The organism is Pantoea sp. MT58 (assembly GCF_014495885.1).
GTDB classification, from domain to species: domain Bacteria; phylum Pseudomonadota; class Gammaproteobacteria; order Enterobacterales; family Enterobacteriaceae; genus Pantoea; species Pantoea eucalypti.
This window is the reverse complement of the sequence record NZ_CP061083.1, coordinates 2,723,802-2,737,732: the sequence shown is the minus strand read 5'-3', so window position 1 is coordinate 2,737,732 and position 13,931 is coordinate 2,723,802. Positions and strand designations below refer to the sequence as shown.

Annotated in this window: 9 protein-coding genes; 5 read left to right on the top strand and 4 right to left on the bottom strand. The window is 55.4% G+C overall.

Translation table 11 applies throughout. From position 1 onward, the window contains the following. Nucleotides 1-119 precede the first annotated feature (119 nt). The 4 genes from aat to trxB all read right to left on the bottom strand — a co-directional run bounded on the left by aat (nucleotide 120) and on the right by trxB (nucleotide 5,457). Complete coding sequence (aat, locus tag IAI47_RS12935) at nucleotides 120-812, bottom strand: leucyl/phenylalanyl-tRNA--protein transferase (protein WP_008925837.1); 693 nt, start codon at nucleotides 810-812, stop codon at nucleotides 120-122. 33 nt (nucleotides 813-845) lie between these two features. Next, a complete protein-coding gene (cydC, locus tag IAI47_RS12930; RefSeq protein WP_008925838.1) occupies nucleotides 846-2,576 on the bottom strand; it encodes a cysteine/glutathione ABC transporter ATP-binding protein/permease CydC in 1,731 nt (576 codons plus the stop codon). Continuing rightward, nucleotides 2,576-4,345 carry a cysteine/glutathione ABC transporter permease/ATP-binding protein CydD gene (cydD, locus tag IAI47_RS12925; RefSeq protein WP_008925839.1) on the bottom strand — a complete coding sequence of 590 codons (1,770 nt, stop codon included), beginning with the start codon at nucleotides 4,343-4,345 and terminating at the stop codon, nucleotides 2,576-2,578. Before cydD ends, cydC begins: the two co-directional genes overlap by 1 nt. Before the next feature lie 143 nt (nucleotides 4,346-4,488). After that, nucleotides 4,489-5,457, bottom strand: a complete 969-nt coding sequence (trxB, locus tag IAI47_RS12920) for a thioredoxin-disulfide reductase (protein ID WP_003849329.1) — start codon at nucleotides 5,455-5,457, stop codon at nucleotides 4,489-4,491. 520 nt (nucleotides 5,458-5,977) lie between these two features. Here trxB and lrp point away from each other — a divergent pair. From lrp to serS, 5 genes are all read left to right on the top strand, one after another. After that, nucleotides 5,978-6,472, top strand: a complete 495-nt coding sequence (lrp, locus tag IAI47_RS12915; protein WP_006118610.1) for a leucine-responsive transcriptional regulator Lrp — start codon at nucleotides 5,978-5,980, stop codon at nucleotides 6,470-6,472. 118 nt (nucleotides 6,473-6,590) lie between these two features. Further along, on the top strand, nucleotides 6,591-10,121 hold the full coding sequence (locus IAI47_RS12910; RefSeq protein WP_187961140.1) for a DNA translocase FtsK 4TM domain-containing protein: 3,531 nt from the start codon (nucleotides 6,591-6,593) through the stop codon (nucleotides 10,119-10,121). A 178-nt stretch (nucleotides 10,122-10,299) separates the two neighbouring features. Beyond that, a complete protein-coding gene (gene lolA / locus IAI47_RS12905; RefSeq protein ID WP_003849334.1) occupies nucleotides 10,300-10,911 on the top strand; it encodes an outer membrane lipoprotein chaperone LolA in 612 nt (203 codons plus the stop codon). Nucleotides 10,912-10,918: 7 nt separating this feature from the next. Beyond that, the gene (locus IAI47_RS12900; protein ID WP_003849336.1) at nucleotides 10,919-12,262 is read left to right on the top strand and encodes a replication-associated recombination protein A; all 1,344 of its coding nucleotides are present in this window, start codon (nucleotides 10,919-10,921) and stop codon (nucleotides 12,260-12,262) included. Nucleotides 12,263-12,354: 92 nt separating this feature from the next. Further along, entirely contained in the window at nucleotides 12,355-13,647 is a 1,293-nt protein-coding gene (gene serS / locus IAI47_RS12895; RefSeq protein WP_008925841.1) for a serine--tRNA ligase, read from the top strand. Nucleotides 13,648-13,931 lie beyond the last annotated feature (284 nt).

Below are 13,931 nucleotides of genomic sequence, written 5' to 3'. Positions count from 1 at the left end.
GTGCGTTGAGATTCCCAGCCTGGCAATTCCGGCTCGTTATTGCGAAGCGCGGACGACATACCAAACTCGACTATTATACCACTTATGCGCCTTTATGTGTGCAAAACATCTCAGTAGCACTAAAAAAGCGTTTGTGTCTGCCAGCATCCATCGCTGACCGGCTGACTGGCAAGGCTTTGTACATATTGCAGATAATCAGCGCGCGGGATTTCCTGCGCGCCTAATGACGCGGTGTGGGGATTAAGCACCTGGCAATCCACCAGACGGCCCTGATGTCGGATAAAATGCTGACAAAATACCCAAAGTGCGGTTTTAGAGGCATTCTGCTGACGGCTGAACATCGATTCGCCGCAGAAGATTTGCCCCATCGCCAGCCCGTACATGCCACCCACCAGCTGATGTTCATCCCACACTTCAATGGAGTGGGCATGGCCCAGCTCATACAATCGCAACCAGGCGCGCTTCATTTCAAAAGTAATCCAGGTGCCTTCTTCGCGACCGGTAGCGCAGCCCTCGATCACCTCGTCGAATGACTCGTTCATCGTTACCCGATAAGGTGAACGGCTGTGAAAGCGTTTCATGCTACGACTCAGGTGAAACTGCTCGGGCAACAGGACTGCTCGGGGATCGGGTGACCACCAGAGGATGGGATCGCCGGGGGAAAACCATGGAAAAATGCCGCACTGATAAGCACTTAGCAGCCGGGCAGGGGAGAGATCCCCACCCATAGCCAGTAAGCCATTTGGCTCACGAAGTGCCATTTCAGGTGGGGGAAATTGCAGAGATTCCCGTGACAGTTGTACCAGTCTCATCGCGTTGCGTTACTCATCAGCATTTCGCTATGACTATAACGCAATCCGCTGCCGGAAACGCCAGTAGCGGCCCGCTTTTGAGATTAATTCCGCATGGCTACCCTGTTCAACAATGGCACCATTATCCATTACGCAGATGCGATCCATCAGCTCCAGGCCGCTGAGACGATGCGTGACCATGATCATCGTCTTCCCGGCGGTCAACTGCTGGAGCAGCGTCAGAATATGCTGCTCGGTAGTGGCATCCAGCCCTTCAGTAGGTTCATCCAGCAGCCAGAGATCGCCATCGTGTAATAATGCGCGCGCCAGCGCCAGCCGCCGCAGTTCGCCGCCTGACAGCGGGCGACCGCCTTCCCCCATCCAGGCGTTCAGGCCTTCCTGATTTTCAAGCAGGCGCTGCAGGCCGACGTCGTTGAGTGCGCGAGTTAACTGCTCATCACTGGCATCAGGGCAGGCCAGCAGTAAATTATCGCGCAGGCTCTGGCTGAAGAGGTGAACCCGCTGCGTTACCACGCTGATGCGCTGGCGCAACGCGGGTTCTGACCATTCGCGAATCGGCCGATCATTTAAACGGATAACGCCATGCTGGCTCTCCCAGCCACGGGTTAACAGCGCCAGCAATGTTGATTTTCCGCAGCCGGTCGGCCCCAGCAGCGCAATATGCTCACCGGCTGCTACCGAGAGAGTACAACGGTTTAGCACCTTATCCGGACGGTCGGGATAGCTGAAGTCGAGCTGATCGATCCCGATCGAAAGAGGTCCCGGTCGGGCCTCGGAATGTGCCGGGAAAGTGATCGCAGGAGACTGGTCGATAATGTCATTGACTCTCTGAGCGGCGTTTATCACCTGTGACATAGGCAGGAAGGCGCCTGCTACCGGTGCCAGCGCTTCAAAGGCGGCCAGGGCGCAAAACACCACCAGCGCAATCAGCGAACCGGGTAACTGCTGTTCGCTGATGGTGGCGGCACTCAGCCAGAGCAGCAGTGTGACCGTTACACCGCTGATCAGCAGCAGCTGACTCTGTGCGGCGGCCTGTAAGCGTTGTTGTTGACTTTGTGCCTGCTGCCAGCGCTGTTCATCTTCATCGAGTTGCTGTCGCCATCCCTGCGAGGCACCGTACAATGTCAGTTCAGCCTGAGCCGCCAGCCACTGCAGCAGTTGTAAACGCCAGCGGGCACGGCCCTGGGCAATGGCAACACCTGCCGGCGATCCCAGACGATAAAACAGGGCTGGCATCAGTACCAGCGTACTCAACATGATGCCGCCCAGCGTCAGTGCCAGATGAAAATTGATAAAACTCATCCCGAATGACACCACGACACTCACGATAAAAGCGCCAAGCAGTGGCGAGATGACGCGCAGATAGAGATGATCCAGCGTATCGACATCAGCCACAAAGCGGTTGAGCAAGTCCGCCTGCCGGAATCGCGAGAGCTGGCCGGGAGAAAGGGCCATCAGACGGCTGAACGTATGGACACGCAGATGCTGAAGCACCCTGAACGTTGCATCGTGGCTGACCAGCCGTTCAGCATAGCGTGCGGCGGTGCGAATGATGGCTGCGCCACGGACGCCCGCCGCAGGCAGCATGTAGTTGAAGGTATAGAGACCCGCGACACCGGCCACTGAGGAGGCGGCCAGAAACCAGCCAGAGAGCGTCAGCAGGCCAATGCTGGCCAGCAGGGTAACAATCGCCAGCACGATGCCCAGCGTCAGGCGAAAAGGGTGGCGCAACCAGAGACGAAGAAAAGGACGCAAGGCGGACATCAGCGGATCTCCTGTTGGCGATGCTTCAGCATCTCGCTAAAGGCACCTGGCTGTTGTGACAGCTGCTGCCAGTTACCCTGCTGGACCAGCTTACCCGCTTCCATCACCCAGAGGGTCTGCCAGCGGCTCAGCGTATCGATCTGATGAGTAATCATCAGTGTGGTCTGCCGATCTGCCGCCTCGTTCAGCGCCAGCATCACATGGCGTTCGCTGAGTGCATCCAGGCTGGCGGCCGGTTCATCAAGCAGCAAAAAATGTGAGGTTTTATAGAGTGCACGTGCAACCGCGACCCGTTGCGCCTGGCCCACCGACAGCTGATGACCGCCATCGCCAGGCGGGGTCTCAATGCCTAAGGGCAGACGCGGCAGGAACTCATTGATGCCGCACGCTTCCAGCAGTGCTGCAAAGCGCTCGCTGTCCCAGGCGGCATTCATCAGGATGTTGTCGCGCAAGGTGCTGGCCGGTAATTGAGGATTCTGTCCTACCCAACTCAGTTGCTGATGCCAGTCGCTCCGGCGTATATCGCGCAGTTCGACGCCATTGGCTTTCAGCGAGCCCTGATAGGGCAGAAACCCGAGCAGAGCGTTCATCAGTGCCGTTTTACCCGCCCCGCTTTGACCGACCAGCGCAATCTGCTCACCCGCAGCAATGGTAAAAGTTAGAGGGCCACACAGCACCTGGCCATCAGGTGCGCAGACACAGAGATCGTCAGCGCTTAGCGCGATTGCGTGATCGGTAGTGAAAGGGCGCTGGCCTCTCTGCGGCGCGGCGTCGGGCGTCGCCTGCATAAAGGCTTCAAGCGCATCGGCACCACCCACCGCCTGCGCTTTGGCGTGATAGAACGCACCGAGATCGCGCAGTGGCTGGAAAAACTCCGGAGCGAGGATCAGCACCAGGAAGCCGGCAAACAGCGTCACGCCCTGGCCATAATCACCGAAATGCAATTCGCCCAGATAGGAGAAACCAAAATAGACGGCCACCACGGCAATCGCTAACGAGGCAAAAAACTCCAGTACGGCGGAGGAGAGAAAGGCGAGGCGCAGCACTTCCATGGTGCGCTGGCGAAAATCGGTGGTGGCGGCGGCAACGGCCTGCTGCTCTGCTTCACCACGATGAAACAGTCGCAGCGTCTCTCTGCCGCGCAGGCGGTCCAGAAAATTCCCGCTCAGGCGAGCCAGTACCAGAAAGTTTCGGCGGTTGGCCTCGGCAGCACCCATTCCAGCCAGCGCCATAAACAGCGGTATCAACGGCGCGGTGGCAAAAAGAATCAGACCTGCCGTCCAGTTCAACGGGAAAATGGTCAGCAGAATGCAGCAGGGGATCACGACTGCCAGTGTCATCTGCGGCAGATAGCGGGCGTAATACTCCTGCATCTCTTCGATCTGTTCCAGCAACAGCGTTGCCCAGCTACCGGCTGGCCTTCCCTGAATCCACGCCGGGCCGAGATCAGATAACCGGTCAAGAACCTGCTGTCGTAAAGCCTGACGGATAGCCTGCCCGGCACGGTAACCGGTCAGTTCGCGGGCGTAGTTAATCAGGGCACGGAGCACAAAGCAGAGCAGTAACAGCAGGATGCTGACCGTCAGCGTTTCGCGCGGCTGTTGATCAATAATCAGTGCCTGAAGCAGCGAGGCCAGCAAACCGGCCTGGACAATGATCAGCAGTGCACTCGCCGTGCCGAGCAGCGTGTTGAGTCGCAACCAGCGACCGGCGAAACGACGTTGCTGACGAAGCCAGCGGGTAAGATGCTGCTGCCGCGATTTGTCCATGCGAGACCATGATAAATGTCGATGATGGGGGAAAATGGAAAGACATTTCCATCTCTTCAGGCGCAAGAATCTAGCATGAGAGCAATAAAAAAGGCGACGGAAAAACCGTCGCCTGGAACATTTGAGATCAGAGGGTTAACAACTTACTGATCGTTTTTAACTAACCCGTCAAGAAAACGCTCAGCGTCTAACGCAGCCATGCAGCCAGTGCCCGCAGAGGTAATCGCCTGACGATAGATATGGTCCATCACATCACCTGCTGCAAAAACGCCAGGGATGCTGGTCTGGGTGGCGTTGCCGTGTAAACCGGACTGAACTTTGATGTATCCGTTCTCCAGCGCCAGCTGACCTTCAAAGATGGCCGTATTCGGGCTGTGCCCGATAGCAACAAACAGACCCGCCACTTCCAGTGCTTCCGTCTCATCACTGTTCTGGGTAGAACGCAGCGTCAGACCTGTCACGCCCATCTGATCGCCTACCACTTCTTCAAGCGTGCGATGAGTGTGCAGCACGATATTGCCGTTACGCACTTTTTCCATCAGGCGGTCAATCAGGATCTTCTCAGCGCGGAAGCTGTCACGACGGTGAATCAGGTGCACTTCAGCGGCAATGTTCGCCAGATAAAGTGCTTCTTCAACGGCCGTGTTGCCACCGCCAATCACCGCGACTTTCTGATTGCGATAGAAAAAGCCGTCACAGGTTGCGCAGGCAGAAACGCCTTTGCCTTTGAACGCCTCTTCAGATGGCAGGCCCAGATAACGTGCCGACGCACCCGTTGCGATGATAAGCGCATCTGCTGTGTATTCGCCGCTATCGCCAGTGAGGCGGAACGGACGATTCTGCAGATCCACCGTGTGGATGTGATCAAAAATGATCTCAGTATTGAATTTTTCGGCATGCTCGTGCATGCGCTCCATCAGCGATGGACCTGTCAGATCGTGCGGGTCGCCCGGCCAGTTTTCCACTTCAGTGGTCGTGGTCAGCTGTCCGCCTTTTTCCAGACCCGTGATCAATACGGGGTTCAGGTTGGCGCGTGCAGCATAAACGGCTGCGGTATAACCCGCTGGGCCAGAGCCCAGAATGAGTAACTTACTGTGTTTGGCCGTACTCATGCGTTCCTCAGTTTCATTCGGCTGACATAGCCTGCGATTGTAGGGAATATCCGGCGACAATGACAAGGCTTAGCCAATTTTGTTAACGATAGCTGCAAATGGCGTAGACGATGAACGGCAGTTTTGCCTGGCGAATGCGCCAAAAGGGGGCAAAACTCGGGCTGAATGGGTGCAAAAGTGCAAAAATACTCATTTAAAAACAGATACCCAGCTAACTGTCTGGCATCTTGTCCTGAATTTGGTGATTTTACTTTGACAATCGCCTGCGCTTTTGCGAAAACATTATCAGAAGCGAATAACATTTATCGGAACAAAACAGGTTTTCCTCGCCTGTTTTGCACTTAACGCCGAATAAAAGCAGCCTGATATGGATAATGACGCATGATGTGGACAGACAATATGCGTCATGTCGATAGATTTCAGAACACAGGCTCTGTTAGCTCACTTCAGAAATGCCCCGAACAATGAGCGTTTTCAGGGCGTGGCAGGTAAAGGGAAGGAATTAAGAGAGACAATAATAATGGTAGACAATAAGAAACGCCCCGGAAAAGATCTCGACAGAATTGACAGGAACATTCTGAATGAACTTCAGAAAGATGGTCGCATTTCAAACGTAGAGCTTTCCAAACGCGTAGGCTTATCGCCTACGCCATGTCTTGAACGCGTGCGTCGTCTTGAACGTCAGGGATTTATTCTTGGCTATACCGCGCAGTTGAACCCGCACTACCTTGATGCATCGCTACTGGTATTCGTTGAGATTACTCTGAATCGTGGTGCGCCGGATGTGTTTGAGCAATTTAACGCCGCTGTGCAAAAACTTGAGGAAACTCAAGAGTGTCACCTCGTTTCCGGCGATTTCGACTACCTGCTGAAAACGCGCGTACCTGATATGTCTGCCTACCGTAAGTTGCTGGGTGAAACCCTGTTGCGCCTGCCCGGCGTAAACGACACGCGAACTTACGTGGTGATGGAAGAGGTCAAACAGAGCAATCGACTGGTGATCAAAACCCGCTGATGCGGGGCAGGTGCAAAACCTGTTAGATTTCGGTACACTCCTGTGAATTCATACAGGATCAGCGTCGGGCTCGCCCGGCGCTGTTGCTTCTTACTTTACAGGCACCTGGAGAGTCCTCTTGAGCCAGGAATATACAGAAGATAAAGACGTTTCGTTACAATCGCTGAGCAGTGGACGTCGTCTGCTGGAAGCGTTGCTTATTCTGGTGGCGTTGTTTGCCATCTACCTGATGGTTTCTTTAGTCAGTTTTAACCCTTCCGACCCGAGCTGGTCGCAAACGGCCTGGCATGAACCTATCCACAATATCGGCGGCAGCGTCGGTGCCTGGCTGGCTGACACCTTACTCTTCATCTTTGGTGTGATGGCGTACGCCATTCCGCCCGTCATCCTGGGTCTGTGCTGGATTGCTTTCCGTCAGCGCGACAGCCAGGACTACTTTGACTACTTTGCTGTCGGGCTGCGCTTAATTGGCGTCCTGGCACTGGTGGTGACGACCTGTGGTATGGCGGCGCTAAATGCCGATGATATCTGGTACTTCGCCTCAGGCGGCGTGATTGGTAGCCTGGTGAGTAATGCGATTGCCCCCTGGTTCAGTCCAGCGGGTGGCACGCTTATGCTGCTTTGCGTCTGGGCGGCGGGCATTACCCTTTACACCGGCTGGTCATGGCTCACCATCGCAGAAAGAATTGGTGGCGTGGTGATGGGTGTGCTGACGTTTGCCAGCAACCGTTCACGTCACGATGAACCCTGGCAGGAAGAGGATGACGAGCAGGACGCGCATGAATACGCGGATGTGCCTGAACTGCATGCTGCCGATCAGGATGAAGATGAAGATGTGCTGCTTTCTGCTCCACGTGCAGCCGCCCAGCCTGCGGCGTCACAGCCGGATCCTCTGCTGGCTAAAGCGGCAGCAGCAACCAGCGCGGCGGTAGCGGCAACGGCGGAAGCCGCAGAGGTGACGCTCGCGCCGGCCGCTCCGGTAACGCCTGCCGCTGTTGCAGCGTCTTCTGCGGCGGCATCTGCGCCTGCAGCTATGCCAGCATCGCCGACGGCACAACCCGCGCCTGCGGCCGTGCAGAGCGCGCCAGCATCCTATGGTGCAGCAACGGCTCCGACTCCGGCGCAGAGTGCTTCTGCACCTGCGACCTCACCACCGCTTTATCACTTTGAAATGCCGGACGAGGCCCCGGCTGCGCCGTCGTTCAGTGCTTACGACGACGATGAACCTAAAATGGGGAACTGGCGCGACACACCAGCAATGCCTGCGGCTCCTGCAGCTGCGGCCGCCGTCGCTGCCACTGCGGCCCAGGCGACCACGCGTACTGCCCCTGTTTTCGATTTAGCCCCTGAAACCAATCCCAACCCGCAGGTTAAGCAGGGCATCGGACCGGCGCTACCGCGTCCTAACCCGGTAAAACTGCCAACCCGTCGTGAGCTGGCCTCTTATGGCATTAAATTGCCTTCTCAGCGCATGGCTGAAGAGAAAGCAAAAACGGAAGAGAGCGAAACGGCCCCGGCTGGATCAGTTTCTGCTGCACCTGATGCTGAAGAGGCGCTGCAGCAGGCTGAACTGCGTCAGGCCTTCCAGTCTGAACAGCAGCAGCGTTATGGCACCAGCTGGCAGCAGGACGAGGAAGATGAGCAGGATGCTCAGCATCAGGATGCACTGGCACGTCAGTTCGCCGAGCAGCAGCAACAGCGCTATGAACCTGAAGTGAAAAAAGATCCGGTATTTAATATTGATACCGCCTCTGCGTTTGATTTTTCACCGATGAAAGATCTGGTGGATGACGGCCCGTCTGAACCGCTGTTTACGATTGCCGCGACGCCAGAACCGGAAGCTCCTGCGGTTTCACACGAACCATGGCAGCAGGTGAGTGAGGTTTCACAACCTCAGGCTCCGGCTCAGGTTCCTGCACCTGACCGCTTTATCCCGGCAGAATCAGATTACAGTACGCCAGCAGCCTCGTCTGAGCCTGTGTATGCAGCACCCTCTGCGCCCGCTTATGGTGCGCCAGTGGCTTCTCAGGCTCCGGCTTATTCTGCTCCCGCTTATGGTTCGCCAGCCGCCGTGCCGGCTCAGCCGGTTGAAGAAGCGAAACCTTCGCTGCATGACAGCCTGATTCATCCGTTCCTGATGCGCCATGAACAGCCTCTGGAGAAACCGTCTACACCACTGCCTTCACTGGATCTGCTGACTGCGCCACCTGAAGAAGAAGAGCCGGTGGACATGTTTTCGCTGGAGCAGACCGCCCGTCTGGTTGAGTCTCGCCTGGGTGATTATCGTGTGAAAGCGGAAGTGGTTGGCATCTCGCCTGGCCCGGTTATTACCCGTTTTGAACTCGACCTGGCACCTGGCGTGAAAGCGGCGCGTATTTCAAACCTGTCGCGTGATTTAGCACGTTCGCTGTCCACGGTTGCGGTTCGTGTGGTGGAAGTGATTCCAGGCAAGCCTTACGTGGGTCTGGAACTGCCTAACAAGCATCGTCAGACAGTCTATCTGCGTGAAGTACTGGATTGCCCTAAATTCCGCGACAATCCGTCACCGCTGGCTGTTGTGCTGGGTAAAGATATTGCGGGTCAGCCTGTCGTCGCCGATCTGGCGAAAATGCCGCACTTACTGGTAGCCGGTACCACCGGTTCCGGTAAATCTGTGGGTGTGAACGCCATGATTATCAGCATGCTTTATAAGGCGACGCCGGAAGAAGTTCGCTTCATCATGATCGACCCGAAAATGCTGGAGCTGTCGGTCTACGAAGGCATCCCACACCTGCTGACCGAAGTCGTCACAGACATGAAAGATGCCGCCAATGCGCTGCGCTGGAGTGTTGGCGAAATGGAGCGTCGCTATAAGCTGATGTCGGCGCTGGGCGTGCGTAATCTGGCAGGTTACAACGAGAAAGTGGAACAGGCTGAAGCGATGGGCCGTCCGATTCCCGATCCGTTCTGGAAGCCGGGCGACAGTATGGATATGACGCCGCCGGTCCTGGAAAAACTGCCTTACATCGTGGTAATGGTCGATGAGTTTGCCGACCTGATCATGGCAGTGGGTAAAAAAGTTGAAGAGTTGATTGCGCGTCTGGCACAGAAAGCCCGAGCCGCAGGTATCCACCTGGTGCTGGCAACACAGCGCCCATCCGTGGATGTGATTACTGGCCTGATCAAAGCGAACATCCCGACGCGTATCGCCTTTACCGTGTCGAGCAAGATTGACTCACGTACCATTCTCGATCAGGGCGGCGCGGAGTCACTGCTGGGGATGGGTGACATGCTCTATATGCCGCCAAACTCCTCCCTGCCTATTCGTGTGCACGGTGCCTTTGTTCGTGACCAGGAAGTGCATGCCGTGGTTCAGGACTGGAAAGCGCGTGGACGTCCGCAATATATCGACAGCATTACCGCGGGCGAAGAGAGCGAAAGTGCCGGTGGCATCGACAGTGATGAAGAGCTCGATCCGCTGTTCGACCAGGCAGTCGGCTTTGTGGTTGATAAACGTCGAGCATCGATTTCAGGCGTTCAGCGTCAGTTCCGCATTGGTTATAACCGTGCGGCACGTATCATTGAGCAGATGGAAGCGCAGGGCATTGTCTCTGCACCAGGCCACAATGGTAACCGTGAAGTCCTGTCTCCGCCCCCACACGACATGTAGCAGTTAAATGTTTTGAAACACTACTCACTGAGCCAGTTCCGACTGGCTCATTGTTTTTTATACGGTTAAGCCCCATATCTGAATCAGCTTTCGGTTTTTTCTTCTGTTCTGATGGCGGAACGGCGACCAGGCTTAATGCAGTTATCGATGGGAACGTTTAAATAAGGAATTGAAGCAGATGAAATTACGCGTAATCGCTCTGGGCCTGTTGGCCACCTTTTCTTCAGCCAGCGTATTGGCTGATGCTTCCAGTGATCTGCAGCAGCGCCTGAATAAGGTCAGCAGCTTCCACGCCAGCTTCACGCAAAAAGTGACCGACAGCAGCGGCGCCAATGTGCAGGACGGCGAAGGCGAGTTGTGGGTTAAACGTCCCAGCCTGTTTAACTGGCACATGACCGCACCGGACGAAAGTATCATCATCTCCGACGGCAAATCGCTTTGGTTCTACAACCCGTTTGTTGAACAGGCTACTGTCAGCCTGCTGCAGAATGCCACCAGCAACACGCCGTTTATGCTGATTGCCCGTAACCAGTCAAACGACTGGAAGCAATACAACATCAAACAGCAGGGTGACAATTTCGAACTGACGCCGAAAAACAGCGACGGCAACCTGAAACAGTTCACTATTCAGGTGACGTCCAGCGGCACCATTAACCGCTTCAGCGCGATTGAGCAGGATGGTCAGCGCAGCGATTACCAGCTGAAAAGCCAGCAGAATGGCGCGATCAGCCCGGATAAATTCACGTTCACACCGCCAAAAGGCGTGACGGTGGACGACCAACGTCAGTGAGGTCACGGTGAGTAACCTGTCCCTGGATTTTTCCACCGAGAATTTCAAACCTCTGGCCGCACGTATGCGGCCAGAAACGTTGAAACAGTACATTGGTCAGCAGCATCTGCTGGGCGCGGGTAAACCGCTGCCGCGTGCGATTGAAGCCGGGCATCTGCATTCAATGATCTTATGGGGACCGCCCGGGACCGGCAAAACCACGCTGGCTGAGATCATCGCGCATTACGGTAATGCCGATGTGGAGCGTATCTCTGCAGTGACCTCCGGCGTAAAAGAGATCCGTGAAGCGATTGAGCGTGCCCGACAGAACAAACATGCCGGACGGCGCACTATTCTGTTTGTGGACGAGGTCCATCGGTTCAACAAGAGCCAGCAGGATGCTTTTCTGCCCCATATTGAAGATGGCACCATCACCTTTATTGGTGCCACCACCGAAAATCCCTCTTTCGAACTTAACTCCGCATTGCTGTCACGCGCCCGCGTTTACCTGCTGAAATCACTGACGCTCGAAGATATTGAGCAGGTGCTGGATCAGGCGATGCAGGATAAAGCGCGAGGTTATGGCGAGAGTGACATCGTGCTGCCGGATAATACCCGCAGGATGATTGCTGAACTGGTTAATGGTGATGCACGCCGGGCATTGAATACGCTGGAAATGATGGCAGATATGGCCGAAACCACCGCCTCAGGTCAGCGTGAACTGACGCCTCAGTTGCTTAACGAAGTCTCGGGTGAGCGATCCGCGCGTTTTGATAACAAAGGCGATCGTTTTTACGATCTGATTTCGGCGCTGCACAAATCGGTTCGCGGCTCCGCGCCAGATGCAGCGCTCTACTGGTATGCGCGCATCATCACCGCAGGCGGCGATCCGCTCTATGTGGCTCGCCGGCTGCTGGCTATCGCCTCCGAAGATGTCGGCAATGCCGATCCACGCGGTATGCAGGTGGCGATTGCAGCCTGGGATTGCTTCACGCGCGTGGGTCCGGCAGAAGGGGAGCGCGCCATCGCTCAGGCCATTGTTTATCTGGCCTGTGCGCCGAAAAGTAACGCGGTCTATAACGCCTTTAAAGCCGCGATGCGTGATGCGCGTGATAATCCTGATTACGATGTGCCGGAACATCTGCGCAACGCGCCGACTAAGCTGATGAAAGAGATGGGGCTGGGCAAAGAGTACCGTTATGCTCATGATGAAACCAACGCCTATGCTGCCGGTGAAGTCTATTTTCCAAAGGAACTGGCCAGCACGCGCTATTACACGCCAACCCAGCGCGGGCTTGAGGGTAAGATTGGTGAAAAGCTAAGCTGGCTGGCTGAGCAGGATCAAAATAGCCCGACAAAACGCTACCGCTGAAACAGACCTTACGGTAATGTGGGCAATGTTTTCAACGCATTCCACAGGAATGCGTCCCTTCTTTCAACCAACTTTTTATACACAGGATAAGCATGCTCGATCCCAATCTGCTGCGTAACGAGCCAGACGCAGTCGCAGAAAAACTGGCACGCCGGGGATACAAACTGGATGTGGAAACGCTGCGTTCGCTTGAAGAGCGTCGCAAAGTACTGCAGGTGGAAACAGAAAATTTGCAGGCAGAGCGTAACTCCCGATCCAAATCCATCGGTCAGGCCAAAGCACGTGGGGAAGACATCGAGCCGCTGCGCCAGGAAGTGAATGCGCTGGGCGAACGCCTGGATGCCGCTAAAGCAGAACTGGACGAACTGCAGAATCAAATCCGTGACTTCGCGCTGGCAATGCCGAACATTCCGGCAGACGAAGTGCCGCTGGGCAAAGATGACAGCGAAAACCAGGAAGTGAGCCGCTGGGGTACGCCGCGCGAGTTCAGTTTCCAGGTTAAAGATCACGTTGAGCTGGGTGAAGCGGCTAAAGGCCTGGATTTTGCGGCTGCCGTGAAACTGACCGGTTCGCGCTTTGTTGTCATGCAGGGGCAGATTGCCCGCCTGCACCGTGCACTGAGTCAGTTTATGATTGACCTGCACACTGAGCAGCATGGCTACCTTGAAACCTCCGTGCCTTACCTGGTTAACCACGCAACCCTTTACGGTACCGGACAGTTGCCTAAGTTTGGCGAAGACCTGTTCCACACCCGTCCGCTGGAAGAGGAGTCAGACAGCAGCAACTATGCACTGATTCCTACCGCGGAAGTGCCGCTGACCAACCTGGTGCGTGACGAGATCCTCGAAGAGGATACCCTGCCGGTTAAACTCACCGCACATACACCGTGCTTCCGTTCCGAAGCGGGTTCTTACGGTCGTGATACACGCGGTCTGATCCGTATGCACCAGTTCGACAAAGTTGAGATGGTGCAGATCGTTACCCCGGAACAGTCTATGGAGGCGCTTGAAGAGCTGACCGGCCACGCTGAAAAAGTTCTGCAGCTGCTGAACCTGCCATACCGCAAGGTTTTACTCTGTACCGGCGATATGGGTTTCGGAGCGACTAAAACCTACGATCTGGAAGTCTGGTTACCGGCGCAGAACACCTACCGCGAGATCTCATCCTGTTCCAACATGGGTGATTTCCAGGCGCGTCGTATGCAGGCGCGTTGCCGTAACAAACAGGATAAGAAGCCGCGTCTGGTTCATACCCTGAACGGTTCAGGTCTGGCCGTCGGCCGTACCCTGGTGGCAGTGCTGGAAAACTATCAGCAGGAAGATGGTCGTATCGCCGTACCGGAAGTTTTACGCCCTTACATGAAGGGCGTCGAAATTATCGGCTAAGCAATCAGGCATCTTAAGACCCGGCCATGGCCGGGTTTTTTTATGTCCTGCATCTGAAAAATAGGATTTATGTCGCGCTGATTTAATCACAAATAAACGTTATCGATAACAGATGTGCTGGAGTGCTTAAAAACCTAATTTTTCATAGAGATAGCATTTAGCCGCATGTCGCCCAAGACGATTGTAACCCACTGAAGATTAGTAAATTAAATTGTCGGCCAGCAAAATGTGCTGCCGTTAAATTCCTTCCATTGACTTTAAAAAAGCTAATGGCAAACTGCGCG

Bases quoted from the DNA above. Each gene is read 5' to 3' on its own strand.
- serS (WP_008925841.1), top strand. From the start codon at position 12,355: ATGCTCGATCCCAATCTGCTGCGTAACGAGCCAGACGCAGTCGCAGAA.
- trxB (WP_003849329.1), bottom strand. From the start codon at position 5,457: ATGAGTACGGCCAAACACAGTAAGTTACTCATTCTGGGCTCTGGCCCA.
- lrp (WP_006118610.1), top strand. From the start codon at position 5,978: ATGGTAGACAATAAGAAACGCCCCGGAAAAGATCTCGACAGAATTGAC.
- cydC (WP_008925838.1), bottom strand. From the start codon at position 2,576: ATGTCCGCCTTGCGTCCTTTTCTTCGTCTCTGGTTGCGCCACCCTTTT.
- lolA (WP_003849334.1), top strand. From the start codon at position 10,300: ATGAAATTACGCGTAATCGCTCTGGGCCTGTTGGCCACCTTTTCTTCA.
- aat (WP_008925837.1), bottom strand. From the start codon at position 812: ATGAGACTGGTACAACTGTCACGGGAATCTCTGCAATTTCCCCCACCT.
- cydD (WP_008925839.1), bottom strand. From the start codon at position 4,345: ATGGACAAATCGCGGCAGCAGCATCTTACCCGCTGGCTTCGTCAGCAA.